This window comes from Streptomyces sp. SAT1, assembly GCF_001654495.1.
Lineage (GTDB): Bacteria > Actinomycetota > Actinomycetes > Streptomycetales > Streptomycetaceae > Streptomyces > Streptomyces andamanensis.
The window spans coordinates 500,854-525,215 of sequence record NZ_CP015849.1 but is presented as its reverse complement, the minus strand read 5'-3'; the positions used below and the strand labels follow the sequence as shown (position 1 = coordinate 525,215).

The window sequence follows — 24,362 nt, the reverse complement described above, 5'->3', positions numbered from 1 at the left end:
CGAGCGGCGAGGAGCCTGGCCATGGGACACGGCGGAGACGTCATCCAGGAACTGACCACCGACCACCGCGAGGTGGAGGAGATCTTCGCGCAGATCGAGGCCCTCCCCACCGGGGACCGACGGCGCAAGAACCTGGCGGACCAGGCCACCATCGAACTGGTCCGGCACTCCGTGGCCGAGGAGATGTACCTCTACCCGGCCGTACGGCGGCTCCTGCCGGACGGCGACGCGATCGCCGACCGGGAGATCGACGACCACGCGCGGGCGGAGCGCACCATGAAGGACCTGGAGGGCTGCCCGGCCGACGAGATCCGCTTCGACCAGCTCATGGGGCGCCTGATGCGCGAGATCCGCGAACACGTCACGGACGAGGAGCGGAACCTCTTCCCCCGGCTGCGCGAAGCGGCGGGCGCCGGGGAACTGGAGGAGCTCGGCGACAAGGTGCGCGCGGCGAAGCGGACCGCGCCGACCCGGCCGCATCCCTCCGCCCCGGACACGCCGCCCGGCAACAAGCTCCTGGCGCCCGGCGCGGGCATGATCGACCGGCTCAGGGACGCCCTGTCCGGGCGCGGCGGGGCCGGCTGAGACGCGCCGCCGCCCGCACGGAGCGCCGGCGCGTTCCGTGCGCCGCACCGCGGGTCGCTGCCCGCCCGCGGCCCCGGTCGGTGCTGGGATGGAGCCGGTGGAAGGATCCGGAGGTCCGCGGCGCGCCCGTCCGGATCCCCGGACCGTGGGAAAGGGGCGGCCGGTGCAGGGCGAGCAGGGACCCGGACCCGGTGCGGCGGACGCGGGCCGCGCGGCCCGCGCGGACGGCTTCGCGCGGGCCGAACGCGCCGTCGGCGCGATCGGCACCACCCTGGACGTCCGCAGGACCGCCGCCGAACTGGCCGAGTTCCTCGCCGGGGAGTTCTGCGAGGCCGCCACCGTGGACCTCTTCGACCACCCGCGGGGCACCGGCCGCCGGGCGGCCGGGCCGCCCGGCGCCCTGCACCGCGCGGCCGTGTCCGGCCGCCGCGCCCTCCTCGCCGGCCTCGAACGGGTCCCGCGCCTCGACGTCGTCGTCCAGGCGCTGGACGCGGGCCATCCGATCACCGCGTCCTTCACCGCGGCCGGCGGGGTGAGCCTGGCCGCCCTGTCGGTGCCGCTGCTCGCCTGGGGCCGGGTCTACGGCGTCGCCCTCGCCCTGCGCACCGGGCGGCTCTTCGACGACGACGAGACGGCGGCGGTGCACTACACGGCACGCGTGGCGGCGGCCCATCTGCGGCACGCGGAGGAGCACGAGGAGATGGGCGAGCAGGTCCGCCGGCTCCAGCAGGTGCTGGTGGCCGACCCGGGCCGCCCGCACCCCAACATCGAACTGGCCACCCGCTATCTGCCCGCCGGCCGGGGCACGCTGGTGGGCGGCGACTGGTGCGAGACGGTACGTCTGCACTTCGGCCGGACGCTGCTGGTCATCGGCGACGTCATGGGCCACGGGCTGGACGCGGCGGTCGACATGAACGCCTACCGCTCGATGCTGCGCTACGTCGCCGCCGCCGACCTGCCGCCCCACCGCATCCTGCGCCAGGTGGACGCCACGATGGCCGAGGAGCGGGGCCGCCGCCCGGCGACCTGTCTGCTGGCGCTGCTCGACCCGGCGCGGGGCACCGCCACCTACGCGGGCGCGGGCCATCCGCCACCGGTCGTCTTCCACGGCGACGGCACCGCCGGACCCGTCCCGGTGCCGGTCGGCCCTCCGCTCGGCACCGGACTGGGCGCCTACGAGCCGGTCGGGCGGCCGCTGCTGCCCGACGACACGCTGGTCCTGTTCACCGACGGCCTCATCGAGCGGCGCGGCGAGGACATCGACGTCTCGCTCGCCCGGCTCGCCGCCCTGCGCGTCCGGCCGGGGCAGGCCGTGTCCCGGCTGCTGGACGAGATCCTGGCCGGGCTGGCGGCGGACCGGGCCGACGACGACGTCGCCGTCCTCGCGGCCCGCCCGCGCCACCGCTCCTGACCGGCGCGGCCCGCCCGGCCGTCGCCGCCTCGGCCTCCTGTGTCCCGGATGCCTCAGCCGCCGGTGCCGCCGGCCGCCGCGGTGGCGGCCCGCGCGGACTCCCAGAGCGCGCCGGTGAGCCCCGCGGGATTGCCGGCCGGGATCAGACCGGCGCGCAGCACCGTCTCGGCCAGGGGTTCGAGGAGCGCGGCCAGCCGCGCCCCGGCGTCCGCCCCCACGGCCGCCCACGGCTGCGCCGCCGCCGCGTCCGTCCGCGCCTCGATGTCGGCCCGTCCGGCGGCCCCGGCCGCGGTCAGGGCGCCGTCCGCGTCGAGCCAGCCGCGCGCTCGCAGGGCGGCCTCGGCCGCCTGCCACGCCTGCGGCTCCCAGGGACGGATCTCCCGCAGCAGCCCCGCGTCGGACTCGCCCGCCGCCGTCTTCAGCACCATCGCGGCGACCGGGCCGAGACCGAGGGAGACCAGGACGGCGACATGTCCGTCCCCGCGGTGCTCGCGCAGCGTCGTCAGGGCCTGCCAGAGCCGCAGATGCGGCTGCGCGGGCCGGTCCAGGGCCTGGTTCGCGGCGGAGAGGACCCGTCCGGCGGTGTCCGCCGCCTCGGCCGCCGCCCACGCCAGGTCGGCCGCCTCGGTCAGGGCGGCACCGGTGACCGCGTCCCGCCCGAACAGGCGGGTCAGGGCCTCGTCCATGGCGTGCTGCCGGGCCGCGAGCGCGTCCGCCGGGGCGGCCAGCTCCCACGCGTCCGGGAGGGCGCGGCGCACGTGGTGCGGCGGGAAGACGTAGAACGAACTGGTGACGACCGGTGCGCCGACCGGGCCGAGCGGGGCTGCGCGCAGCGCGAAGTAGCCCATCCAGAAGCCGCGCAGACCGGCCTCGGCGGCGGCCTGCCGCGCCTCGGGCGCGAAGTAGACCAGGCTGTGGACGGGCTCGTACCGCTCCCACAGCGTCCGTGCCAGTACCGCGCTCATATGGCTCCTCCCCGAGACCCGCCCCGCACGCACGCACGCCGTCGTACGGCCGCCATGGGCAGCAGCATGGACCATGACAGCCGTCATAACAACCCCGTGAGGGGCGCGCGCCCGGCCCGGCCCGGCCCGGCCGCCCGGGGCGTGGCACACCGGTACGAGCACCGGACGGACGTGCTCCCCGGGCCGGTGGGCCCGCGGCTCCGCTTCCGCCCGGCTCAGCGCCTGCCCGGCGTCAGCTCGGCCAGCAGCAGCGTCCGGTCGTCGGAGACGTCGTCGGCGCCGGAACCGGCGAGCAGCCTGCGGCACAACGACGGCAGGGCGTCCGGGCCGTCGGGCTCCGGCGCCTCCTCGGTACCGGCGTCGAGGTCCCGGGCGAGCCGGGTGATGCCCTGGTCGATGTCGCGGGTACGGGACTCGACCAGACCGTCGCTGTAGAGCAGGACGAGGGAGGGCTCCGACAGCGGCAGCACGGTCGGCTCGTAGCGGCCCGTGCCGAGCCCCAGCGGCAGCCCCGGGGTGACGAGGGAGACGCGCCGGGCCGGACCGCCCGGCCCCCGGATCAGCGGCGGCGGATGACCGGCCCCGACGAAGGTGCACAGGTTCAGATCCGCGTCCCACTCCGCGTACATGCAGGTGGCGAAGGGCGCGCCGGGCGTGTCACCGGCGACGGCGTCCAGCCGGTGCAGCAGTTCGCTGGGGCCGATGTCGAGCGCCGCCAGGGTCCGCACCGCGGTCCGCAGCTGGATCATGGCGACGGCGGACTCCGGGCCGTGCCCCATCGCGTCGCCCACGATCATCCCGAGGCGGCGCCCGGCCCGGGGCAGCACGTCGTACCAGTCGCCGCCGATGACGGTGTCCTGCCCGGCGGGCCGGTAGCCGTGGGCGACCCGGCAGCCCTCGAAACTCTGCCCGGTGTCCGGGAGCAGGCTGCGCCGGATCGCCAGCGCGGTGCGGCGCTCCCGCTCGTAGCGCCGGGCGTTGTCCAGCGCGACACCGGCCCGGGAGCCCAGCGACTCCACGGCCACGGCCTCCACCCGCGCGAACGGCTCGCGGTCCGGGCCGCGGGTGCAGGCGATGAAGCCGACCGCCGTGCCGCGCAGGCGCAGCGGGACGATGAGGAACGACGCGCTGCGCACCAGGGCGTCCACGCCCATGTGGTCAGGGCCGGTCTTGAGCAGCCGTTCGGCGGTGTGGTCGTCGACGCCGTCCAGCAGCTGCGTCTGCCCGCTGGCGACGGCCCGCGCGTACGGCGTCTCGCGCGGGAAGACCAGTACCTCGCCGACCGGCAGCAGATGCTCCCAGTCCTCGGCCGCGTCCGCTCCTATCCGCAGGGCGAGGCGGCGCGCCTCGATCTGCGGCGGATCGGCGGCCATGCGCGCCTCCTCCTCCACCAGCCAGCGCTGGAGCAGGTAGACCGAGGCCGCGTCGCAGAAACCGGGCGCCAGCGCGTGCACGACATGGCGGCCGGTCAGCTCCAGGTCGAGTTGCGACCCGATGGCGTCGGCGGCCGGGGAGAAGTACCGGCGGCGGACGGCAGGCGCGGGGTGGGCGCCTTCCGGCTCACGGCGGACGCGGGGTTCGGTGCGTTCTGTGTTCCGCAGGGTCGTTGCCTTCCGGGTGGGGCCGGTGTCGGCGTGGGGCGGGTGGTGAGGTGCGCGGCGGTGTGTCCGGAGCGCGGGAAGCCGTCCGGCTGTGGGGTGGGTCCGGGGCTTCCAGGTGGTCGGGTGTGCGGGGGAGCGGTGGCGTGTGCCGTGCGCAACTATATGATGCCGGGTCAAGGTCACCGATCAGTAGGGGAGTTGGTCATGCTCCAGGGGGACGGTCTGCCGCAGGGCGTGGATCCGGGCAAGGCCAGTGTGGCCAGGATGTACGACGCCATGCTGGGCGGTGAGCACAACTTCGCCATAGACCGCGAGGCGGTGGCCGCCTTCACGGCGATCGACCCCCAGGTCCGCACCCTGGCCCGTGCCAACCGGGCCTTCCTGGGCCGCGCGGTGCGCTTCCTGGCGGAGGCGGGCGTACGCCAGTTCATCGACCTCGGCTCCGGCATCCCCACCCAGGGCAACGTCCACGAGGTCGCCCAGGCCGCCGCTCCCGGTGCCCGGGTGGTGTACGTGGACAACGACCCGGTGGCGGTCGCGCACAGCGAGGCGCTGCTCGCCGACAACCCGGGCGCGGCCATCGTCGCCGGTGACATCCGGCGCCCGGAGGAGATACTCGCCGCGCCCCGGGTGCGCGAACTCATCGACTTCGGGCAGCCGGTCGCCGTCCTGATGATCACGATCCTGCACTTCGTCACCCCGCAAGAGGACCCGGCCGCCATCGTCGCCGCGTTCCGGGACGCGCTGCCCGAGGGCGGCTGGCTCGCCCTGACCCATGCCACCGACGAGGACCGCCCGGACACCGCGGCGGCCGTCGGGCAGTTGTACCGCGACCGGGCGACGTCACCGGTCACGGCCCGCTCGTACGACGCGATCCTTTCGCTGTTCGACGGGTTCGACCTGGTGGACCCCGGCCTGGTCCATGTACCGCTGTGGCGGCCCGGCGACGCGGACGAGATCCCGGAGAACCCCTCCCAGTACTGGGTGTACGCGGGCGTGGGGCGCAAGGCGGCGGCGACGCCCGCCCGTTGAGGCGTAACGTCACCTCTCGCCGCGGGCACGGCCGCGCGGGCCGGCCGGCACGGCGCGGCCCCGCCCGGACAACAGCCGATGCGCCGGTGACGGCCGATCCCGCGACGGGGCCGCAGGCCCGCATGCGGTCCGCCGCCGGGCACGGGCGCGGGGACCTGCGCTCCCGGCGCGCCGGACGGATCGGGGAGGCGAAACCGCGGGCGGCCGGGCCGTTCTCCGTCAGGCGCCGTCGTCCGACGTCAGGCGCCGCAGCAGCAGGAGCAACTGCTCCCGGTCGTCGTCGGACAGCGCGGCGAAGCACGAGGCCAGCACCTCGTCGGCGACCTGGTGGCCGGAGGCGAGGACGCGCTCGCCCGCCGGGGTGAGGTGGTGCTCGATCCGCCTGCCCCGGCCCGGTGTGCGCTCGACCAGCCCCTGCGAGGCCAGCCGGCCCACGAGCGTGCCGAAGGCCTGCTCGCTCTGGAAGGTGGCGGCGGCCAGCTCGCGCGCCGAGGCGCCCGGCGTACGGCCGACCGCCCGCAGCGCGTCCCACTGGGCGAGCGTCGTCCCCACCGCGGACAGGGCGCTGTCGAGCGCCCGGTGCTGGCGGTACTGGGCGAGCTTGACGGCCCGGCCGAGTGTCTGCAGGTCGGCGTCCATGGGGAGAGTCTAGAGCATGACTAAGCTAGCTTATATAAAGATGCTTAGTTACAGTGTCCGGCATGTTCACGGACCACACGGCGCACGTGTACCCCGACCTGCCCCTCACCCTCTCCGCGTCCGGCACCGGCCGCCCGGTGCTGATCCTGCACGGCGGCGGAGGCCGCGCCACCGTCGCCGGGATCGCCGCGCACCTCTCCCGCACCGCCCACACCCTCACCCCCGTCCACCCCGGCTGGGAGGGCACCCACCGGCCCGCGTGGCTGACCGGGGTCGACGACCTCGCCCTCGCCTACCTCCACCTCCTGCACGACCGCGGCCTGGACGACGTCCTGGTCGTCGGCTCCTCGCTGGGCGGCTGGACGGCCGCCGAGATGGCGGTGCGGGACACGGCCGGGGTGATCAGCGGCCTGGTCCTCGTCGACGCCGTCGGCGTCCGGGTACCGTCCGAACCCGTCACCGACGTCTTCGCCCTCGACGCCCGCGGTCTGGCCGAGCGCTCCTGGCACGACCCGGCGCCCTTCCTCGCCGCCACGGCCGGCGCACCGCCCGGAGAGGCGGCCCGGCGGCAGGCCGACCTGGCCACGATGCGTGTCCTGGCCGGCGACCCCTACATGCACGACCCCAAGCTGCTGCGCAGGCTCGGACGCGTCCGTACGCCCGCCCTGCTCGTGTGGGGGGAGAGCGACCGCGTGGTGACTCCCGCCTACGGTGCGGCGTACGCCGGTGCCTTCGCCGACGGCCGGATCGAGGTCGTGCCCCGGGCCGGCCACCTTCCGCAGCTCGAACAGCCCGACGCCACCCTCGCCCTGATCGAGGACCATCTGCGCCGGACGGGGAGCCCCGCACGCCGATGACTCCCGCCCCGGCGCGTGGCGCCCACGGCCGGGCCGGAGCGCCCCGTACGGTGACCGGGACCTGACCGTACGTCGGCAGCGGGAGGCGCGGTGACGGATGCGGGCGGTGCGGCGGCCGGGCGGGGCCGCGGGCGCCGGCCGGGCGACACGGTCCTGGGCAGCAGACCGGCGCACTCCACGAGGCTCCCGCCGCGACCACGCCCCGAGCGGACCGCCCCGGCCGCCGAGCACCCGCGCGCCGAGCGCACCGTCCCCTGGCTGCGCGTCGCCGCCGCCTACGCCTGGCGCCTCATCCTGGTCGGCGCCGCCGTCTACGGCGTCTTCACCGTGCTGGGCCGCTTCCAGCTCATCGCGGTGGCCGTGTTCGTCGCGCTGGTCGTGACCTCGGTCCTGCGCCCGTTCGCCGACCTGCTGAACCAGGTGCTGCCCCGGCCGCTGTGCGTGGCCGCCGTGCTGGTGCTCTCCCTGCTGGTGCTCGCCGCGCTGCTCGCCTTCGTGGGCGAGGCGGTGGCGGGGGAGTGGGGGCGCCTGACGAACGAGCTGACCGGCGGCATCCACCGGATCGAGCAGTGGCTCCAGCGCTCGCCGTTCCGGATCGGTCCGGGCCGGCTCTCCGCGCTCCAGAACCAGTTCATGTCCTATCTTTCCGCCCACCGGGCGAGCCTCGTGGACAGCGCGGTGAGCGGTCTGGGGCGGCTCGTCGAACTGGTCACGGCGGGCGCGCTCGCCCTGTTCACCTCGGTCTTCTTCATCCACTCCGGGGAACGCCTGTGGCGCTGGGCGCGCGATCAGCTGCCCGCCGGTGCCCGGCCGGTCTGGGAGCGGGCCGGGCAGGCGGCCTGGCAGGCCTTCGCCGGGTACACCCGCGGCATCATCATCGTGGCCGCCACCAACGCCGTCCTCGTGGGCGTCGCCCTGTTCGTGCTGCGGGTGCCCCTCGCGCTGCCGCTGGCCCTGCTGGAGTTCTTCGCGGCCTTCATCCCGCTGGTCGGCTCGCCGATCGCGCTCGCGGTGGCCACCGTGGTCGCCCTCGCCGGACGCGGCCCGCTCACCGCGCTGGCCGTGATCGTGCTCATCGTCGTCATCGGCCAGTTGGAGGGCCATGTCCTGCATCCGCTGGTGATGAGCTGGGCGGTGCGGCTGCACCCGCTGGTCGTCGCGGTCTCCGTCATCGCGGGCAGCATCGTCGCCGGGGTGATCGGCGCGATCGTCGCGGTCCCGTTCGTCTCGGTCGTCTGGGCGGTCCTCCAGGCGCTGCGGCACCGGCCGGACACGACCTAGGAGCCGACGGAGGACGGGGCCACGGCCCGGAGGGGGCCCGTGGAGGGTGGCCGGCGGCCCGGCCGGGACTTTTCGACCCGGCGGGAACGGGCACGCGGTCGGGACACGAAACCGAGCGGAGGGACGGTGCCGCCATGTCCGAGTACGAACGCTCCCGCACGATGCCCGCACAGCCGGAACACGTCTTCGACCAGGCCGCCGACGTCGGACGGTTCGACGCCTGGCTGCCCGAGGTCCTGCACGTGCACGCCGAGGACCCGCCCGCCGTCACCGTCCACGAGGACGACACCGGGCAGGACACCGCCGCCCTGCTGCGCACCGAGCCCGACCAGATGCGGATCGAGTGGGGCACCCGTGAGCAGGGCGGCTACGCGGGCTGGCTCCAGGTCGCCGGGATCGGCAGCGGCGCCAGCGAGGTGACCGTGCACCTGTCGTTCTTCGAGGACAGCCATGACCCCGGGGAGCGGGCCGCCCGCGACGCCCTCGACAGCAGCCTGCGGCGGCTGGAGGAGCAGGTCAGGATACGGGTGGACAACGCGGCGGGCTGAGCGGACGACACGGCGGGCCGAGCGGCGGCGGCCCGGCCGTCACCCCTCGGCCCGCAGACACCGCACGGCGTGCGGTCCGGACGACCGGGCCGCACGCCGTGATCTGTTGTGTCGTGCCGGGGTCAGCGTCCGTGACCGCCGCCACCGCCGTGACCGCCGCCACCGCCGTGACCGCCACCGCCGTGACCGCCGCCACCGTGACCGCCACCGCCGTGGCCGCCGCCGTGGTCACCGCCACGTCCGCCATGGTCGCCACCGTGGTCGCCGCGTCCGTGGTCACCGCCACGTCCATGGTCACCGTAGTCGCCCCGGTGGTCGCCGTGGCCACCACGGTCGCCGCGATGGTCGCCGTAGCCGTTGCAGTCGTTCCACCAGCCGCCACGGTCGGAGCAGTCCCTGCTGTAACCGGAGTTGTGGTGGGAGTCGTAGCCGGAGTCATGGGCCGAAGCGGTCCCGGCCGCGCCGATCGCGGCGCCACCGGCCATCACGATGCCGGCCGCGGACACGGCGAAGAGGCGCTTGACGCGCTGTGCTCGCATGAGTAATACCTTTCCTTCCATCGTCCCGTGCAATGGATCGACCGCACGGGATTGATGGCCGCGCCCTGGACAGAGAATGTGCGGCGCGGTCGTAGGCGTCGCCGCGTGAGTGAGAAGCACGTCCCGGTCTCCGGCACCGCCGTGCCGCCCGCGTGTACTCTCACGGGCCGGTACCGCGGCGACGGGCCCCTCTGCGGAGACCTGGCCGGACGGGGCGTGCCCCCGGTTGCGGCTCTCACTGGTAGACGCTAGTCGCCCGCTCGCGGGTCGGCATCTTGAGCACGGAACTCGTCCGGAACCCGCGTGGAACCCGGGCGGAACCCGGGCCGAATCACGCGGCCGAGCGCGGTCAGACGCGATCAGGACGGGGGATTCGCGCGGGAAGGGGGGATTCGCGCATGAGGCCCTCGAGGACGGGCACGCGGAACAGTGCCCAAGGGGGTGCATCACATGTCCACGGGAACACTTCTCGCCATCATCATCCCGATCGTCGTCGTCCTGGCACTCATCGCCGTGGCGGCCTCTCTGCTGACGAGGCGTCGCCGTCTGCGCCAACGCTTCGGGCCCGAGTACGAACGGACCGTCGGCGGCGCCGAGAGCCGCAGAGCCGGTGAGCGCGAACTCAAGGAACGCGAAAGGCGGCACGACTCGCTGGACATCAAGCCACTGCCCGCGGTCTCGCGGGAGCGCTACACGCGCGAGTGGAGCGGCGTCCAGGAGGAGTTCGTCGACCGGCCCGCGGAGGCGGTGCACGACGCGGACCGGCTCGTCACCTCGCTGATGCACGAGCGGGGCTATCCGACGGAGGGGTTCGAACAGCAGGCGGCCGACCTCTCGGTGGAGCACGGCAGCACGCTGGAGCACTACCGGGCCGCCCACGAGGTCGAGACGCTCAGCACCAGGAGCAAGGCCACCACCGAGCAGTTGCGGGGGGCCATGGTGCACTACCGCGCCCTCTTCGACGAACTGCTCTCCGACGGCGGCCGGGCGCAGCCCGCCCGGTCCTGACACACCCGGCCTGCCACACCGGCCGGCGCCCCCGCGGCACCGGCCGGGCAGGGAGGAACACCATGCACGCAGACAAGGACCAACCGCGCCGCTTCAGCGGCGGCCTGTCCACCGAGGACCTGGCACAGCAGCCCTCCGGCGCCCCCGCGCAGGAGACGGAGGAGCAGCGGACCGGCGCCCGCAGAGCCCCCGTCTACCCCGGCGAGAGCACCGGCACCGTGCGCAGGGAGCAGACACCGGACCGGGACCGCACCTCCGGTGGCGCCCGGGACACCGCGGGCACGGCACCCGGCACGGAGGGCGCGGCCGACCCGTCCGCGGCCCGGGAACGGCCGGACTCACGGCCCGGCGCGCCGGACACCGGCCGTACCGACGCGGCGACCGGGTCCGCCATGGATGAGCCCGCCACCGGCGACGGCCGCACCGACGCGTCCGCCGCGAGCACCGGCACGGCCGCCGACGAGGGCGAGGCAGCCCCGCGGCTGCTCACCCCGGAGGACGAGCAGGGCTTCCGAGAGCGCTGGCACGAGATCCAGAGCCAGTTCGTGGACGACCCGAGAGAGGCCGTGCACACCGCCGACGCCCTGGTGGCCGACGTCATGCAGACGCTGGCCGCGACCTTCTCCCGGCACAAGCAGGAGCTGGAGAGCCAGTGGAGCCAGGGCGAACGGGTCGACACGGAGGACCTGCGCAAGGCGCTGCGCCACTACCGGTCGTTCTTCAACCGCCTGCTCAGCACCTGATCCCGCCGCCTCTCCCTCCATCGGGTCCATCGGGTCCGTGCGTGTCCTCCGCCGCCGCCGGGGTACCGGCGTGTCGTGCGGAGGACCGCGGCCGCTGAGGGACGATGGGCTGCTCGGACGGCCGGAGAACGGGCTCGGCCCGGAACGGAGGGACGGCGTGCACCAGCGGGTCGCGGGACGGTACCAACAGGAAACACCCGGACGGCCCGGACGGCCCGGCTCCTCCGGACGACCCGAACGGCCCAGTCCCTCCGAACGGCCTGAGCGGCCCGGCACCTCGGACCTGTCCGGCCCGGGGGCGGCGGGAGCCGCGGGCCCCCGCCCCGATGGCGGCGGCGGCGACGCACGGCGGCGCGTACCCCGCACCGACGCCGTACTGCGCGATCCCCGTCTGGTCCGGGCCGCGCAGCGGCTCGGACCGCGCCCCGTGAAGGCCGCCGTGCGGCAGGCCCAGGACCGGGCACGGCACGGCGCCCTGGCCCCCGAGGACGTACCGGACGCGGCGGTCGCGCTGCTGCCGCCCACCGCCGGGGGACTGCGCCCGGTGATCAACGCCACCGGCGTCCTGCTGCACACCAACCTCGGCCGGGCGCCCCTGTCCGAGGCGGCCCGGCGGGCGGTGCGGGACGCGGCCGGACCCACCGACGTCGAACTCGACCTGGCCACCGGCACCCGGGCCCGCCGCGGCCGTTCCGCGCTGGCCGCGCTGCGCGCCCGGGTGCCGGACGCCGCGGCGGCACACGTCGTCAACAACGGCGCCGCCGCCCTCGTCCTCGCCGCCACCGCGCTCGCCGCGGGGCGGGAGATCGTCATCAGCCGCGGCGAGATGGTGGAGATCGGCGACGGCTTCCGCCTGCCCGACCTGCTGGTCTCCACCGGCGCCCGGCTGCGCGAGGTCGGCACCACCAACCGCACGGACGCGGCCGACTACGCCGCCGCCGTCGGCCCCGGCACGGGCTGCGTCCTGAAGGTCCACCCGTCCAACTTCCGTGTCACCGGCTTCACCCGCGCCGCGCAGACCCGGGAGCTGGCGGCGCTGGGCGTCCCCGTCGTCGTCGACATCGGCTCCGGACTGCTCGCCCCGCACCCGCTGCTGCCCGAGGAGCCCGACGCGGCGACCGAGCTGCGGGCCGGAGCGGCGCTGGTCACCGCGAGCGGCGACAAACTCCTCGGCGGCCCGCAGTGCGGCCTCCTCCTCGGCGACGCCGGCCTCGTCGGCACGCTCGCCCGCCATCCCCTGGCCCGCGCCCTGCGCGTCGACAAGCTGACCCTGGCCGCGCTGGAGGCGACCCTGACGGGCCCCGCCACCCCGACCGAGACGGCTCTCACCGCCGACGCGGGCGAGCTGACGCGCCGCGCCGAACGGCTCGCCGCCGCGCTGCGCGGCACCGGGGTCGACGTCCGGGCCGTCGCCTGCGCGGCCGCGGTCGGCGGCGGCGGCGCGCCCGGAGTGGTGCTGCCCAGTGCGGCCCTGTCCCTGCCGGAGCCCTGCGCCGCCGCGCTGCGCGCCGGTCCGCGGCCCGTCGTGGGACGCGTCGAGGCCGGGCGCTGCCTGCTGGACCTGCGGGCGGTGCCGCCCGAGGACGACGAACCGCTGGCCGAGGCCGTACGACAGGCCGAGGCAGTACGCCGGGCAGCGGAAAGGTAGGCGGGGCGCCATGCGGGTCCTGGCCACCGCCGGGCACGTCGACCACGGCAAGTCCGCCCTGGTGCGCGCACTGACCGGGATGGAACCCGACCGCCACGAGGAGGAGCGCCGCCGAGGACTCACCCTCGACCTCGGCTTCGTGTGGACGCCCGCCGGGCCGGACGGCGAACACCTGGCCTTCGTCGACGTGCCCGGACACGAGAAGTTCGTCGCCACCATGCTCGCCGGGGTCGGCCCGGTGCCCGCCGTGCTCTTCGTGGTCGCCGCCGACCAGGGCTGGCAGGCCCAGTCCGCCGAACACCTGGCGATCCTCGACGCGCTCGGCGTGCGGCACGCCGTGCTCGCCGTGACCCGCGGCGACCTCGCCGATCCCGCACCGGTGCGCGCCGACGCCCTGCGGCGGCTGGCCGCCACCTCGCTGGGCGCCGTGCCGTCCGTCGCGGTGAGCGCGGTCACCGGCGCCGGTCTGGACACGCTGCGCACCGAGCTGACCCGCCTCGCCCGCACCCTGCCGGCGCCGCCGGCCGACGCCGACGTACGGCTGTGGCTGGACCGCGCCTTCACGATGCGCGGACACGGCACCGTCGTGACCGGCACGCTCGGCGCGGGCACCCTGCGGGTCGGGGACCGGCTGGTCACCTCGGACGGCACGACCGCGCTGCGGGTGCGCGGGCTGCAGTGCCTCCAGGAGCAGCGCACGGACGTCAGCGGCGTCGCCCGGGTGGCGGTCAACGTGCACGGCGCCCCGGACGGTGTCCTCCGCCGCGGCGAGGTGCTGCTGACCCCGGACCGCTGGCTGCTCACCGAGGTCGCCGACGTCCGGATCGGCGGCGTCCCGGCCGGTGAACTGCCCCGGGAGGTCCATCTGCACCTCGGCACGGCGGCCGTCCCGGTGACCGTGCGCCCGCTGGGCGAGGACACCGCGCGGCTGGCACTGGCCCGGCGTCTGCCGCTGCGCGTCGGGGACCGTGCGGTGCTGCGCGAGCCGGGCGGCACCCGGCCGCCCTGCGCCGTGACCGTCCTCGACGTCCGTCCGCCGCGCCTCGAACGGCGCGGCGCGGGCCGGGCCCGCGCGGCGGACCTCGCGCGGATGACCGGCGCACCGGACGGCGCGGCGGAGCTGCGCCGCCGCGGGCTCGTGCGCCGCGCCGAGCTGCTGGCGATGGGGGTGCCCGCGCCGACCGCGCCGGTCGCCGGTGACTGGCTGGCCGACCCGGAGCACTGGACCGGCCTGCGCGCACGGCTGACCGCCGAGGTCGAACGGCACGCGCGGCAGCACCCCATGGAACCGGGCCTGCCCGCGGAGGCGGCCCGGCGCCTCCTCGGCCTGCCCGACCGGACCCTGGTCGACGCCCTCGTCCGCACGCCGGGCGACCGCGGACTCGTCTCCGGACAAGGCCGGTTGTACGTCCGAGGCGGCCTCCGCCCGGCCCTGCCCCCGCCCCTGGCAGCCGCCGTCGACGTCCTGCGCGGGGAACTGGAGAAGACGCCCTTCCGCGCACCCGAGGCCGACCGCCTCGCCGGACTCGGCCTCCACCGCAAGGAGCTGGCGGCAGCCGTCCGCTCCGGCGCCCTGCTGCGGCTCGCCGAGGGCGTGGTCCTGCTGCCGGGCGCCGACACCGAAGCCGCCGCTGTGCTGCGCCGTCTGCCGCAGCCCTTCACCCTCAGCGAGGCCCGCCGGGCCCTGGACACCACGCGCCGGGTCGCCGTCCCCCTCCTGGAACTCCTCGACGCACACGGCCACACCGAACGCCTGGACGACCGGCACCGCCGCTGCCGCCCGCAGGGACACAAGGAAGAAGGGGCGGGAGACGGAGGCGGACGGGAATCGAACCCGCCTGCCCGAGATCCTCGGGCACCTCGGTTTTGAAGACCGGGAGGGCCACCAGGCACCCACACGCCTCCACCGCCCGCTCAGGCTACCGGAAGGGACCCGCATGACGACGACCGGCGAAACGCCCGTACGGCTCACGCAGTTCGCCCACGGAGGCGGCTGCGCCTGCAAGATCCCGCCGGGCGAACTGGAGGAGGTGCTCGGGTCGCTGACGGCGGCGCCGCCGGTGCCCAGCAGGGCCGCGCTGCTGGTGGGAGCGGCCACCGGGGACGACGCGGCGGTCGTACGGCTGCCCGCGGCGGCGGACGGCGGCACACAGGGCATGGCCATGGTGTGCACGGCCGACTTCTTCACACCGGTCGTCGACGACCCCTACGACTGGGGGCGCATCGCCGCGGCGAACGCCCTCTCCGACATCTACGCGATGGGCGGGCGTCCGGTCCTCGCCGTGAACCTCCTCGCCTGGCCGCGCGAGGTGCTGCCCTTCGCACTGGCCCGCGAGGTGCTGCGCGGCGGCCTGGACATCGCCGCCGAGGCGGGCTGCCACGTCGGCGGCGGGCACAGCGTGGACGACCCGGAGCCCAAGTACGGCATGGCCGTCACCGGACTCGCCGATCCGGCCCGGCTGCTGCGCAACGACACCGGCCGCCCCGGAGTGCCGCTGTCCCTGACCAAACCCCTCGGCCTCGGGGTGCTGAACAACCGGCACAAGGCCACCGGAGAGCGGTTCGAGCAGGCGGTGGCCACCATGGTGGCGCTCAACCGGGCGGCCGCCGAGGCGGCGCTGGCCGCCGGTGCCACCTGCGCCACCGATGTGACGGGCTTCGGGCTCCTCGGCCATCTGTACAAACTGGCCCGCGCCTCCGACGTGACCGCGGTCCTCGACACCGCCGCCGTGCCGTATCTGGACGGGGCCCGGCAGGCGGTGCGGGACGGATATGTCAGCGGCGGCACCCGGCGCAACCTGGAGTGGGTGACCCCGTTCACCGACTTCGGCACCACCGACGAGGACACCCGGCTGCTCCTGGCCGACGCCCAGACCTCCGGCGGCCTGCTGGTGGCCGGAGAGGTCCCCGGCGCCCCGGTGATCGGCGAGCTGCGCCCGCGCGGCACGCACGCGCTCGTCCTCAGATAGCCCCCCGGCAAGGCAGCCTCGGACCGGCACGGAGCTGTGGACGGCACCCGGCCCGGACCGGGCGCGGCTCACAGCTCCGTGCCGGTCCGCTCGTCGATGCCCGCCCGCGCCCGATAGGCGCGCACCAGCGCCGGGGCCGCCGGGCCCCGCGGGCGGCGGCCGGGCCGGATGTCCACGGCGAACGCCTTCGTCTCCTGGATGTGGGTGTTCGGGTCCAGGGACAGGTGCACCAGCTCGTTGGCGGCGTCACCGGTGCTGTAGCCGTTGGGACCCCAGTGGTAGGGCAGGCCCACCTGGTGCAGGGTCCGGCCGTGCACCCGCAGCGGTGCCATCCGGTCGGTGACCAGCACCCGTGCCTCGATCACGCCCCGGGCGCTGACGATCGTCGCCCAGCCGGTGTGTTCGAGCCCGCGTTCGGCGGCCAGCTCCGGGGACACCTCGCAGAAGAACTCCGGTTGCAGCTCCGCCAGATACGGCTGCCAGCGGGACATGCCGCCCGCCGTGTGGTGCTCGGTGAGCCGGTAGGTGGTGGCCACGTAGGGGAAGACCTCCGCGCCCGGCTCGCCGCCGCTGGGCTGGTAGCGGTTGTCCGGCACCGGCGGCATCAACTGCCGCACCGGGTTGCGCTGCTGCCCGTACAGCAGGTTCTCGAAGGGCGAGTCCTGCGGTTCGTAGTGCGTGGGCAGCGGCCCGTCGGTGAGCCCCGAGGGCACGTACAGCCACGCCTTGCCGTCGGCCTGCATGATGAACGGATCGGTGCCCGACAGCGCCTCGGGGCCGGTCGCGTCCGGCGGCGGCCGGTGACCGGGGGACTTGTCCTTCTTGAAGTCGGCGACGTCGTGGCCGGTCCACTCCCGCCGGTCCGCGTCCCACCACACCAGCGCCTTGCGCTCGCTCCACGGCTTGCCGTCGGGGTCCGCCGAGGCCCGGTTGTAGAGGATCCGGCGGTTGGCGGGCCACGCCCAGCCCCACTCGGCGGCCACCCAGTCCTGCTCCCGGCCCGGCCTGCGGCGGGCCGCCTGGTTGACGCCGTCGGCCTGGACCCCGCAGTAGATCCAGCAGCCGCAGGCGGTCGAACCGTCGTCGCGCAACTGCTCGTACGAGGACAGCGGCCGGCCCTCGGCGTCCCGGCCGTTGATCTCGGCGAGCACCGCCTCCGCGTCCGGCTCGCCCCACTCGCCCCGCGCGGCGTAGTCCCAGGCCAGATCGAGCACGGGCCGGTCCATGGGCTCCGGCGAACCGGCCAGCTTCTCCCGGACGAGCCGCCCGAGGTGGTAGGTGAACCACAGGTCGCTGCGCGCCTCGCCGGGCGGGTCGACGGCCTTGTGGTGCCACTGGAGCAGCCGCTGCGTGTTGGTGAAACTGCCGTCCTTCTCGGTGTGCGCGGCGGCCGGCAGGAAGAACACCTCGGTGCCGATGTCCTCGGTGCGCAGCTCACCGGACTCGATCTCCGGGCCGTCCTGCCACCAGGTGGCCGACTCGATCAGCGAGAAGTCGCGCACGACCAGCCAGTCCAGGTTCGCCATGCCCAGCCGCTGGAGCTTGGCGTTCGCGGAGCCGACCGCGGGGTTCTCACCCATCAGGAAGTAGCCCTTGCAGGCGCCCTCCAGCTGCGCCATCACCGTCTCGTACGTGGAGTGCGAGCCGGTCAGCCGCGGCAGGTAGTCGAAGCAGTAGTCGTTGCCGGCGGTGGCCGCCTCGCCCCAGTACGCCTTGAGCAGGCTGACCAGGTACGCGCGCATGTTGCCCCAGTAGCCCTTGCGGGCCGCCTCGCCGCGCACGAAGGCGTCCAGGTCCTCCTGCTGGTGGGCGTGCGGCATCGGGACGTAGCCGGGCAGCAGGTTGAACAGGGTGGGGATGTCCGTGGACCCCTGGATGGAGGCGTGCCCGCGCAGCGCCAGGATGCCGCCGCCCGGCCGGCCGATGTTGCCCAGCAGGCTCTGGAGCACCGAGGCGGCCCGGATGTACTGGACGCCCACGGTGTGCTGGGTCCAGCCGACCGCGTAGGCGAACGCGGTGGTCCGCTCGCGCCCGGAGTTCTCCGTGACCAGCTCGCACACCTGGCGGAACAGCTCCTGCGGCACCCCGCAGACCTGTTCGACCAGCTCCGGCGTGTAGCGGGCGTAGTGCCGCCTGAGCAACTGGAGCACGCACCGCGGATGCGTCATGCTCTCGTCGCGCTCGGGCTCGCCCTCGCCGATGTCGGCGCCGCCCGATCCGTGGGACTCGCCGCGCGCCGCCTCGCTCACCGAGGCGCCGCCGCCGGTGCGCTGCTCGTACTCCAGGTCGCGTTCCCCGGAGGCCGCCTGCATCTCGGTGCCCTCGTACTGCCAGCTGCTGTTGTCGTAGGTGCGGGTGTCCGGGTCGAGCCCGGAGAACACGCCGTCCAGGTCCTCGGTGTCCCGGAAGTCCTCGCGCACCACCACCGGGCCGTTGGTGTAGGCCGCCACGTACTCGCGGAAGTACGCCCCGGTGCTCAGGACGTGGTTGATGATCCCGCCGAGGAAGGCGATGTCCGAGCCCGCGCGCAGCGGCACGTGCACATCGGCCAGCGCGCTGGTGCGGGTGAAGCGCGGATCGACGTGGATCACCTTCGCGCCCCGGGCCTTGGCCTCCATCACCCACTGGAACCCGACCGGATGGCACTCGGCCATGTTCGAGCCCTGGATGACGATGCAGTCCGAGTTCTGCAGGTCCTGCTGGAAGGTGGTCGCGCCGCCGCGGCCGAACGAGGTTCCCAGACCGGGAACGGTGGAGGAGTGTCAAACACGCGCCTGGTTCTCGATCTGGATCGCGCCCAGCGCGGTGAAGAGCTTCTTGATGAGGTAGTTCTCCTCGTTGTCCAGCGTGGCGCCGCCCAGGCTCGCGATGCCCATCGTGCGCCGGGTGCGCGTGCCGTCGACCTCCCACTGCCAGCCCGCCCGCCGCGCCGCGATCACCCGGTCGGCGATCATGTCCATCGCCGTGTCCAGGTCGAGCCGCTCCCAGCCGGTGCCGTGCGGCCGCCGGTACAGGACGTGGTGCTCGCGGGCGTCCCCGGTGGTCAGCTGGAGGCTGGCCGAGCCCTTGGGGCACAGCCGCCCGCGCGAGATCGGCGAGTCGGGGTCGCCCTCGATCTGCGTGACCCGCCCGTCCTCCACGTACACGTTCTGGCCGCAGCCCACGGCGCAGTAGGGGCAGATCGACTTGACCACCCCGTCCGCGGTGGACACCCGGGGCGTGAGCCGCTCGCTCGGCCCGCTCTTGGCGGCGGCCCCGCGGCCCAGCGGGTCGGTGCCCTTCAGCTGGCGGTAGACCGGCCAGGAGTCGATCCAGGTGCGTACACCCATGACGGGGGCCTCCTTTCCGGTACGGCGCTCGGCCCCGGTGCGGCGCTCGGCGGCGCGGTGGCAGCTGAGTACCCTCCGGCGCCCCGGGGAAACCGGCCTCGACGCGGACGGGTCAGCCCGCGCGGGCCCGCAGCCGCTCGCGCTGCGGTACGACGGTGTACCGGGGGTCCTCGGCCGACGCCACGCCCGCGTGGAACACCCCGAAGCGCAGCGCGGCCGACCCGGCCAGCAGGGCCGCCCCCGCGACCACCGCCGCACCGCGACCGCGACCGAACCCCGGCAACCGGCCGCGCCCTCGCCGCCCGCGCCCGCCCGCACCCGTGCCCGTGCACGCCGCCAGCACGGCGCCGCCCGCGGTCAGCAGCTCAGCGGCCCGCAGCAGCCGGTGCGCCCGGCCCTGCTCGAAGACCTCCGCCACCAGACCCATCCGGCGTTTCATCAGCCGGAAGCCGCCCAGCTCCAGCGCGGCGCCCAGCACGGCCGCCCGGCGCGCCGGTCCGGTCTGCGCGAGGGGTGCGCAGACCAGGGCGAGACCGGCCGCCGCGCTCGCCCCGGAGCCCGCGAAGACGAACGGCAGCGTGCGGTAGCCCTCGTGCCAGGCCGGCACCGCCGTGTCCGACAGCAGGACCGCGGTGTACGTGACGACGGCCGGTCCCAGCACGGCCGCCCCGGCGGTGGCGCCCGCGCCGAGGAGCCGGAGGCGGCCGGTGACGTCGGAGGCGACGGCGGCCATGGTCAGCGGCGCGTACCCGGCCAGCAGCCAGGATCCGGTGTTCATCGGCGAGGTCGGCTTGAACACGCGCAGCATGTTGAGGAACCGGGCGGGCCGGCCGAGGTCGTGCACCAGCGCGCCCAGGGAGAGCGTGATGGCGCCCGCCGCGCCCGCCTTCGCCACCCGGGCCAGTCCGGGCCGCCCGGTGGCGTGCCCGCCCGCCGCCAGCAGCGACGACCCGCCGGCCAGCCCGCCGAGGTAGAGGTATCCGGCGATGTCGACCGGCTTCCACGTGGGTGCCTTCAGGACCGGCTCGCCGTAGTACGAGGTGAACGCGGCCTCGGGGACCATCGGCCGCTCCCCGCGCCCGCGCCGCCGCCCTCCTCTGCGGCGTCCGCCCGCCGCTCTCCCGGAGGGGGCGGGCGCGAGCGCGTCGCGGCCGGGGCGCGCGCCCTCGACGCCCTCCCGGGTGACGTCCGACCGCCGCCGGTCCGGCCGCTCCGGCCCGTTCATCGCGGCCTCCGGGCGAAGGCGGCGGCGCCCAGCAGGGCGAGCGAGGCGGCGGCCGTCGCCGCGTGCCTCCACATCGCGGCCAGGTCCCGGGTGGTCACGACCGGGTCGGGCGGCAGACCGTAGACCTCGGGCTCGTCGAGCAGCAGGAAGAACGCCCCGTCGCCGCCGACCCCGTCCTCGGGGTCCTCGCCGTAGAGCCGGGCCTCGGTGACACCGGCCGTGTGCAGCCGCGCCACCCGGGCGGCGGCCCGCTCGCGCAGCTCGTCCAGCGGGCCGAACTGGATGGAGTCGGTGGGGCACGCCTTGGCGCACGCCGGTTCCATCCCGGCGCCGAGCCGGTCGTAGCACAGGGTGCACTTCCAGACCCGGCCGTCCTCCTTGCGCTGGTCGATCACCCCGTACGGGCAGGCCGGCACGCAGTAGCCGCAGCCGTTGCACACGTCCTGCTGGACCACGACCGTGCCGAACTCGGTGCGGAACAGCGCCCCGGTGGGGCACACGTCGAGACAGGCCGCGTGGGTGCAGTGCTTGCACACGTCGGAGGACATGAGCCAGCGCAGTTCGGTGCGTCCCTCGGGGGCGGGCGGCGCGGCGGGGGAGCGCGCGGGGTCGTCGAGCGCGCGGGCGGCCTCGAAGGCGTCGAAGCCGCCGTGGCCGCCGCCCTGCCCGCCGGCACCGTGGCCGGCGGGGCGCTGCTGCTCGATGAAGGCCACGTGCCGCCAGGTGTCCGCGCCCAGACCGCGCGTGTTGTCGTAGGACATGCCGGTCAGTTCCAGGCCGTCCTCGGGGACCGAGTTCCACTCCTTGCACGCCACCTCGCACGCCTTGCAGCCGATGCAGACGGAGGTGTCGGTGAAGAAGCCCACGCGCGGCGGTGCGTCGGGGTACCCCGCCGCCCGCGCCACGTCCGGCTGCGGGCCGTACAGCTGGTTCGCGTGGTTCGCGGTCGTCTGTGGCCTCTGCGGCATCTGTGGCCTCCTCGCTCGGCGCGCACCCGGTGCTCGCGGACGGGCGCGCGACGGGTGCCCGGGGACCGTACGGCCGAAACCACCGTGTCCCCGGACGGCCGACCGCTGTCCGGAGACTCAGGCTCCGGGCGCCTCATCCGGCGGCAGGTGCGCGTTGTGCCAGGCGATGGCACGCCGGATCTCCGGTTCGTGCAGACCCGTGCGGCAGCCGAGCCGTTCCATGGTGAGCACCGGAGTGCCGCCGCTCAGCGCGCGCTCGATCTTCGCGGCCCACAGCTCCTCCTGCACGAAGGGCCGGTGCCGGTAGCGTTCACGGACGACGGCCAGGTGCGCCTCGCTGCACGCGGTGACGAGGCGCAGCCCGTCGAACCAGTCGTCGGTGGGGTGGACGGCCGAGGAGTCGGGCACCCGTCCCCGCACCGCCTCGCACGCGGGGAAGGTGAGCGCGCACAGATCGCACAGCTCCAGCGCCACGGGCTCGGCGGGCCGCGCCCGCCGCCTGCCCCTCGCGTCCCCCGTGCCCGTCCTGCGCTTCCAGCGCTTCCACATGGTGGCTCCCGCACACGGCTCGGTCAGGACAAGGGGTTGCCCGCCCGGCCGGTGCCGAAACCGCCGGCCGCCTCGACCGGTGCGGAACGCGCCGCGCCGGATCCGGCCGCCGCGTCCGGCGCCCGCGCGGCGGCCGTGGTCGCGCCCGCCGCCGTCTCGGCGGCCAGGGCGGCGACGGCCGCGGCCGGGCCCCGGCGTTCGTACACGCCCCGCAGCCGCCGCGCCGCGCTGCCGTCGGCCAGGGCGAGTTCCAGCAGCTCCCGTACGGCGTCCCAGTCGCCGTACGCCTCCAGCACCGGCCGGAGCCGGGCCAGCAGGGTGTGCAGGACCGTGCGGGCGGGGGCCGGGCGCAGGGTGACGGGATCGGTGAGCGGCCCTTCGAGACCCGAGCGCGCCGCCTGCCAGGCGGCGGCCCGCAGCCACTCGTGCCGGCCGTCGCAGCCGGGGTGCTCGCGCCGGGCGAGCCGGGCGCAGGCGTCGTGGACGAGGGCCCGGAACAGACCGGCCACCAGCACCACCGTCGTCACACGCGGGCAGGCGTCGCAGATCCTCAGCTCCAGCGTGCGCTGGTGCGCCGAGGGGCGGACGTCGTAGTAGACCATCCCGGGGTCACTGATGACGCCCGAGCGGATGAGGTCCGCAAGCAGGGCGTCGTAGGAGGCGGCACCGGAGTGGCAGCCCGCCGGGCCCGCGGTCGGCCAGCGCTGCCACAGCATCGTCCGCCAGCTCGCGTACCCGGTGTCCGCGCCCAGCCAGTACGGGGAACTCGCGGAGAGCGCCAGCAGCGGGGCGAGCCACGGCCCGACCAGGCACATGGCGCGTACGGCGGTGTCCCGGTCGGGCACGTCGACATGCACCTGCGCACTGCAGATCAACTGCTCGTCGGCGAGCCGTCGGTACTGGTCGGCCATGCGCTGGTAGCGCGGGTCGGGAGTGACGTCGCCCCGGGCCGGGGCGGCCAGCGGGACGGTGCCCGCGGCCACCGCCGTGAGCCCGAGGGCGGACGCGGCGGCGGCCAGCCGCCGCCGGGACGCGGTGAGGTCGGCCAGCAGCCCTTCGAGGGTGGCGTGCACCCCGCTGTTGCTCTCCACGACGGACCGCTGGAGCTCCGGCGCGTACCCGGGCCCGCCCAGCCGTTCGAGCACGGCGCCCGCCCGGGGCACCAGGCGGCCCGTCTCCGCGTCGACGAGGTGGAACTCCTCCTCGGCACCGATGCGCAGCGTCACTGTGCCTCCCCGCTCCTGTGGTCCGGGTGCCGTCCGCTTCCCCTCCTCGCCTTCCTCGCCTTCTCCGCCCCGCTCGTCCCGCCGGTCAGCGCATGGCGTGGTAGGCCGCCGCGGTCGTCAGGCCGTACACCAGGTGCGGGACGATGTCGGACACCCAGGACGCCAGGTCCCAGGAGCCCGGATCGGTCAGCCGGAGCGCGGTCGCGGGCGCGTTGGCGCCCGCCATGACGGCGGCGCCCAGCAGCGGCCCCGCCACCAGCACCGGCAGCGGCCGCCGCCGGGGCCGCAGCAGGCCGTAGGCCACGCCCGCGCCGATCCCGGTGGCGTACCCCATGAGCGCCCCCGCGGCCTGGCTGCGGTTCTCGCGCTCCTCGCCCTGTCCCAGCGGCACCCCGGCGCGACCGGCCAGCCGGTCGGCGACCTGCGCCGGGACGGTGCTGGCCGCCCGTCCGCGCAGCAGCATGTCGCCGTACGAGACCAGGTCGAGCGCGAGTGTGCCCGCGGCACCCGCCAGCAGGCCCTTGGTGATCGAGTGCATCCCGGCTGCTCCCTTGCTCGGCAGACACCCCGGGTTCCCCTGTGGGCGCGGCGAAACAGTGTCAGACCTGCGGAAAAGCCCAGGCACGACGCGACCGGCGGCCCGGGGAGCGCCCGCCGGACACGCGCGCCGCCACCGGACCGCCGGTCGGGGACGACCGGGTTCCGGACCCCGCTCAGTTCCACAGGGGGTAGGTCACCGTGCGCTCGTACCCGGCCGGCCGCGCGCCCGGGAAGACGAGGGTGAGCTGCGTGAAGTGCTGGACCCGCGGGTGCTTCTTCCAGGGCTCCGCGCGGTCGAGCCGCACGACGACCGGGTACGAGTGGAAGGTGCCGGCCGCGCAGTACGGCTTGCAGTCGTTGACGACGTTGACGCCCCGGGCGACAGCCGCGCGGCCGTCCCACCTCGTCCAGCGCAGCGAGGACAGGCGGCTGTTGCCGTCACCGCAGGCCAGGATGAACGCCTCGGGCCGCGCCCGCGGCTTCCACAGGCAGTCCACGAAGACGGGCTGCCGGTGCCATGTGTGTCCGGCCGCTGTCAGTGTCGCCGGTGCCGCTGAGGCCGCGGAGACCGTTCCCAGAGCCGCGCTGAGCACTACGGCTGCACCGAGTGTGACTGCTGTCCTCACTGCGTGTCCGCCCATGTTCCGCTCCCGGCGACGACGTCAGAACCTTCCAATGACGCTACGACGGGGCGCAGGG

The 24,362-nt window shown here is 75.4% G+C and carries 21 protein-coding genes, 1 tRNA gene and 1 pseudogene; 11 read left to right on the top strand and 12 right to left on the bottom strand.

What is annotated here, in order from left to right; all coding sequences use genetic code 11:
* Positions 1-21: 21 nt before the first annotated feature.
* Together A8713_RS31830 and A8713_RS02125 are read left to right on the top strand one after the other, a co-directional pair.
* Positions 22-585, top strand: a complete 564-nt coding sequence (locus A8713_RS31830; protein WP_079159229.1) for a hemerythrin domain-containing protein — start codon at positions 22-24, stop codon at positions 583-585.
* 163 nt (positions 586-748) lie between these two features.
* Positions 749-1,996 (top strand): PP2C family protein-serine/threonine phosphatase, encoded by a 1,248-nt coding sequence (locus A8713_RS02125; protein WP_385504519.1) that lies wholly within the window; start codon positions 749-751, stop codon positions 1,994-1,996.
* Between the two features lie 53 nt (positions 1,997-2,049).
* Here the strand turns inward: A8713_RS02125 and A8713_RS02120 are convergent, their stop codons facing one another.
* Together A8713_RS02120 and A8713_RS02115 are read right to left on the bottom strand one after the other, a co-directional pair.
* Positions 2,050-2,961, bottom strand: a complete 912-nt coding sequence (locus A8713_RS02120) for an SCO6745 family protein (RefSeq protein WP_064531132.1) — start codon at positions 2,959-2,961, stop codon at positions 2,050-2,052.
* A gap of 215 nt (positions 2,962-3,176) precedes the next feature.
* On the bottom strand, positions 3,177-4,415 hold the full coding sequence (locus tag A8713_RS02115) for a PP2C family protein-serine/threonine phosphatase (protein WP_335743738.1): 1,239 nt from the start codon (positions 4,413-4,415) through the stop codon (positions 3,177-3,179).
* Positions 4,416-4,766: 351 nt separating this feature from the next.
* On the opposite strand from A8713_RS02115, the gene A8713_RS02110 reads away from it, so the two are divergent.
* Complete coding sequence (locus A8713_RS02110; RefSeq protein ID WP_064531131.1) at positions 4,767-5,594, top strand: SAM-dependent methyltransferase; 828 nt, start codon at positions 4,767-4,769, stop codon at positions 5,592-5,594.
* A gap of 219 nt (positions 5,595-5,813) precedes the next feature.
* On the opposite strand, the gene A8713_RS02105 is transcribed toward A8713_RS02110, so the two are convergent.
* On the bottom strand, positions 5,814-6,233 hold the full coding sequence (locus tag A8713_RS02105; RefSeq protein ID WP_064531130.1) for a MarR family winged helix-turn-helix transcriptional regulator: 420 nt from the start codon (positions 6,231-6,233) through the stop codon (positions 5,814-5,816).
* 62 nt (positions 6,234-6,295) lie between these two features.
* Between A8713_RS02105 and A8713_RS02100 the strand changes: the two genes are divergently transcribed.
* The 3 genes from A8713_RS02100 (at position 6,296) to A8713_RS02090 (ending at position 8,919) form a co-directional block, all read left to right on the top strand.
* Entirely contained in the window at positions 6,296-7,090 is a 795-nt protein-coding gene (locus tag A8713_RS02100) for an alpha/beta fold hydrolase (RefSeq protein WP_064537192.1), read from the top strand.
* Between the two features lie 90 nt (positions 7,091-7,180).
* Entirely contained in the window at positions 7,181-8,371 is a 1,191-nt protein-coding gene (locus A8713_RS02095) for an AI-2E family transporter (protein ID WP_064531129.1), read from the top strand.
* 134 nt (positions 8,372-8,505) lie between these two features.
* Positions 8,506-8,919 carry an SRPBCC family protein gene (locus tag A8713_RS02090; protein WP_064531128.1) on the top strand — a complete coding sequence of 138 codons (414 nt, stop codon included), beginning with the start codon at positions 8,506-8,508 and terminating at the stop codon, positions 8,917-8,919.
* Between the two features lie 122 nt (positions 8,920-9,041).
* Here A8713_RS02090 and A8713_RS33725 read toward each other — a convergent pair whose 3' ends face one another.
* Positions 9,042-9,458 carry a hypothetical protein gene (locus A8713_RS33725; protein ID WP_173860779.1) on the bottom strand — a complete coding sequence of 139 codons (417 nt, stop codon included), beginning with the start codon at positions 9,456-9,458 and terminating at the stop codon, positions 9,042-9,044.
* Between the two features lie 450 nt (positions 9,459-9,908).
* Here A8713_RS33725 and A8713_RS02080 point away from each other — a divergent pair, with 450 nt between their 5' ends.
* The 4 genes and pseudogenes from A8713_RS02080 to A8713_RS02065 all read left to right on the top strand — a co-directional run.
* A complete protein-coding gene (locus A8713_RS02080) occupies positions 9,909-10,466 on the top strand; it encodes a hypothetical protein (RefSeq protein ID WP_064531126.1) in 558 nt (185 codons plus the stop codon).
* Between the two features lie 62 nt (positions 10,467-10,528).
* Positions 10,529-11,209, top strand: a complete 681-nt coding sequence (locus A8713_RS02075) for a hypothetical protein (RefSeq protein WP_064531125.1) — start codon at positions 10,529-10,531, stop codon at positions 11,207-11,209.
* A gap of 283 nt (positions 11,210-11,492) precedes the next feature.
* Positions 11,493-12,857 carry an L-seryl-tRNA(Sec) selenium transferase gene (gene selA / locus A8713_RS02070; protein ID WP_064537191.1) on the top strand — a complete coding sequence of 455 codons (1,365 nt, stop codon included), beginning with the start codon at positions 11,493-11,495 and terminating at the stop codon, positions 12,855-12,857.
* 10 nt (positions 12,858-12,867) lie between these two features.
* Positions 12,868-14,616 (top strand): annotated as a pseudogene (locus A8713_RS02065) (SelB domain-containing protein); the annotation flags it as partial.
* 53 nt (positions 14,617-14,669) lie between these two features.
* On the opposite strand, the gene A8713_RS33445 reads toward A8713_RS02065, so the two are convergent.
* Positions 14,670-14,762: transfer RNA gene (locus tag A8713_RS33445), tRNA-Sec, on the bottom strand.
* A 32-nt stretch (positions 14,763-14,794) separates the two neighbouring features.
* Between A8713_RS33445 and selD the strand changes: the two genes are divergently transcribed.
* Entirely contained in the window at positions 14,795-15,826 is a 1,032-nt protein-coding gene (gene selD / locus A8713_RS02060) for a selenide, water dikinase SelD (protein WP_064531123.1), read from the top strand.
* A gap of 68 nt (positions 15,827-15,894) precedes the next feature.
* On the opposite strand, the gene fdh is transcribed toward selD, so the two are convergent.
* The 7 genes from fdh to A8713_RS02020 all read right to left on the bottom strand — a co-directional run bounded on the left by fdh (position 15,895) and on the right by A8713_RS02020 (position 24,160).
* Positions 15,895-19,155 (bottom strand): formate dehydrogenase, encoded by a 3,261-nt coding sequence (fdh, locus tag A8713_RS02055; protein ID WP_237305289.1) that lies wholly within the window; start codon positions 19,153-19,155, stop codon positions 15,895-15,897.
* A 112-nt stretch (positions 19,156-19,267) separates the two neighbouring features.
* Positions 19,268-20,380 (bottom strand): NrfD/PsrC family molybdoenzyme membrane anchor subunit, encoded by a 1,113-nt coding sequence (nrfD, locus tag A8713_RS02045; RefSeq protein ID WP_237305288.1) that lies wholly within the window; start codon positions 20,378-20,380, stop codon positions 19,268-19,270.
* Positions 20,377-21,348 (bottom strand): 4Fe-4S dicluster domain-containing protein, encoded by a 972-nt coding sequence (locus A8713_RS02040; protein WP_064531120.1) that lies wholly within the window; start codon positions 21,346-21,348, stop codon positions 20,377-20,379. Before A8713_RS02040 ends, nrfD begins: the two co-directional genes overlap by 4 nt.
* Before the next feature lie 117 nt (positions 21,349-21,465).
* Positions 21,466-21,897, bottom strand: a complete 432-nt coding sequence (locus tag A8713_RS02035; RefSeq protein WP_064531119.1) for a hypothetical protein — start codon at positions 21,895-21,897, stop codon at positions 21,466-21,468.
* A gap of 23 nt (positions 21,898-21,920) precedes the next feature.
* On the bottom strand, positions 21,921-23,123 hold the full coding sequence (locus tag A8713_RS02030) for a carboxylate-amine ligase (protein ID WP_064531118.1): 1,203 nt from the start codon (positions 23,121-23,123) through the stop codon (positions 21,921-21,923).
* A gap of 85 nt (positions 23,124-23,208) precedes the next feature.
* Positions 23,209-23,661, bottom strand: coding sequence for a hypothetical protein (locus tag A8713_RS02025; protein WP_064531117.1), 453 nt, complete (start codon positions 23,659-23,661; stop codon positions 23,209-23,211).
* Between the two features lie 175 nt (positions 23,662-23,836).
* The gene (locus tag A8713_RS02020; RefSeq protein WP_335743737.1) at positions 23,837-24,160 is read right to left on the bottom strand and encodes a hypothetical protein; all 324 of its coding nucleotides are present in this window, start codon (positions 24,158-24,160) and stop codon (positions 23,837-23,839) included.
* Between the last annotated feature and the right edge of the window lie 202 nt (positions 24,161-24,362).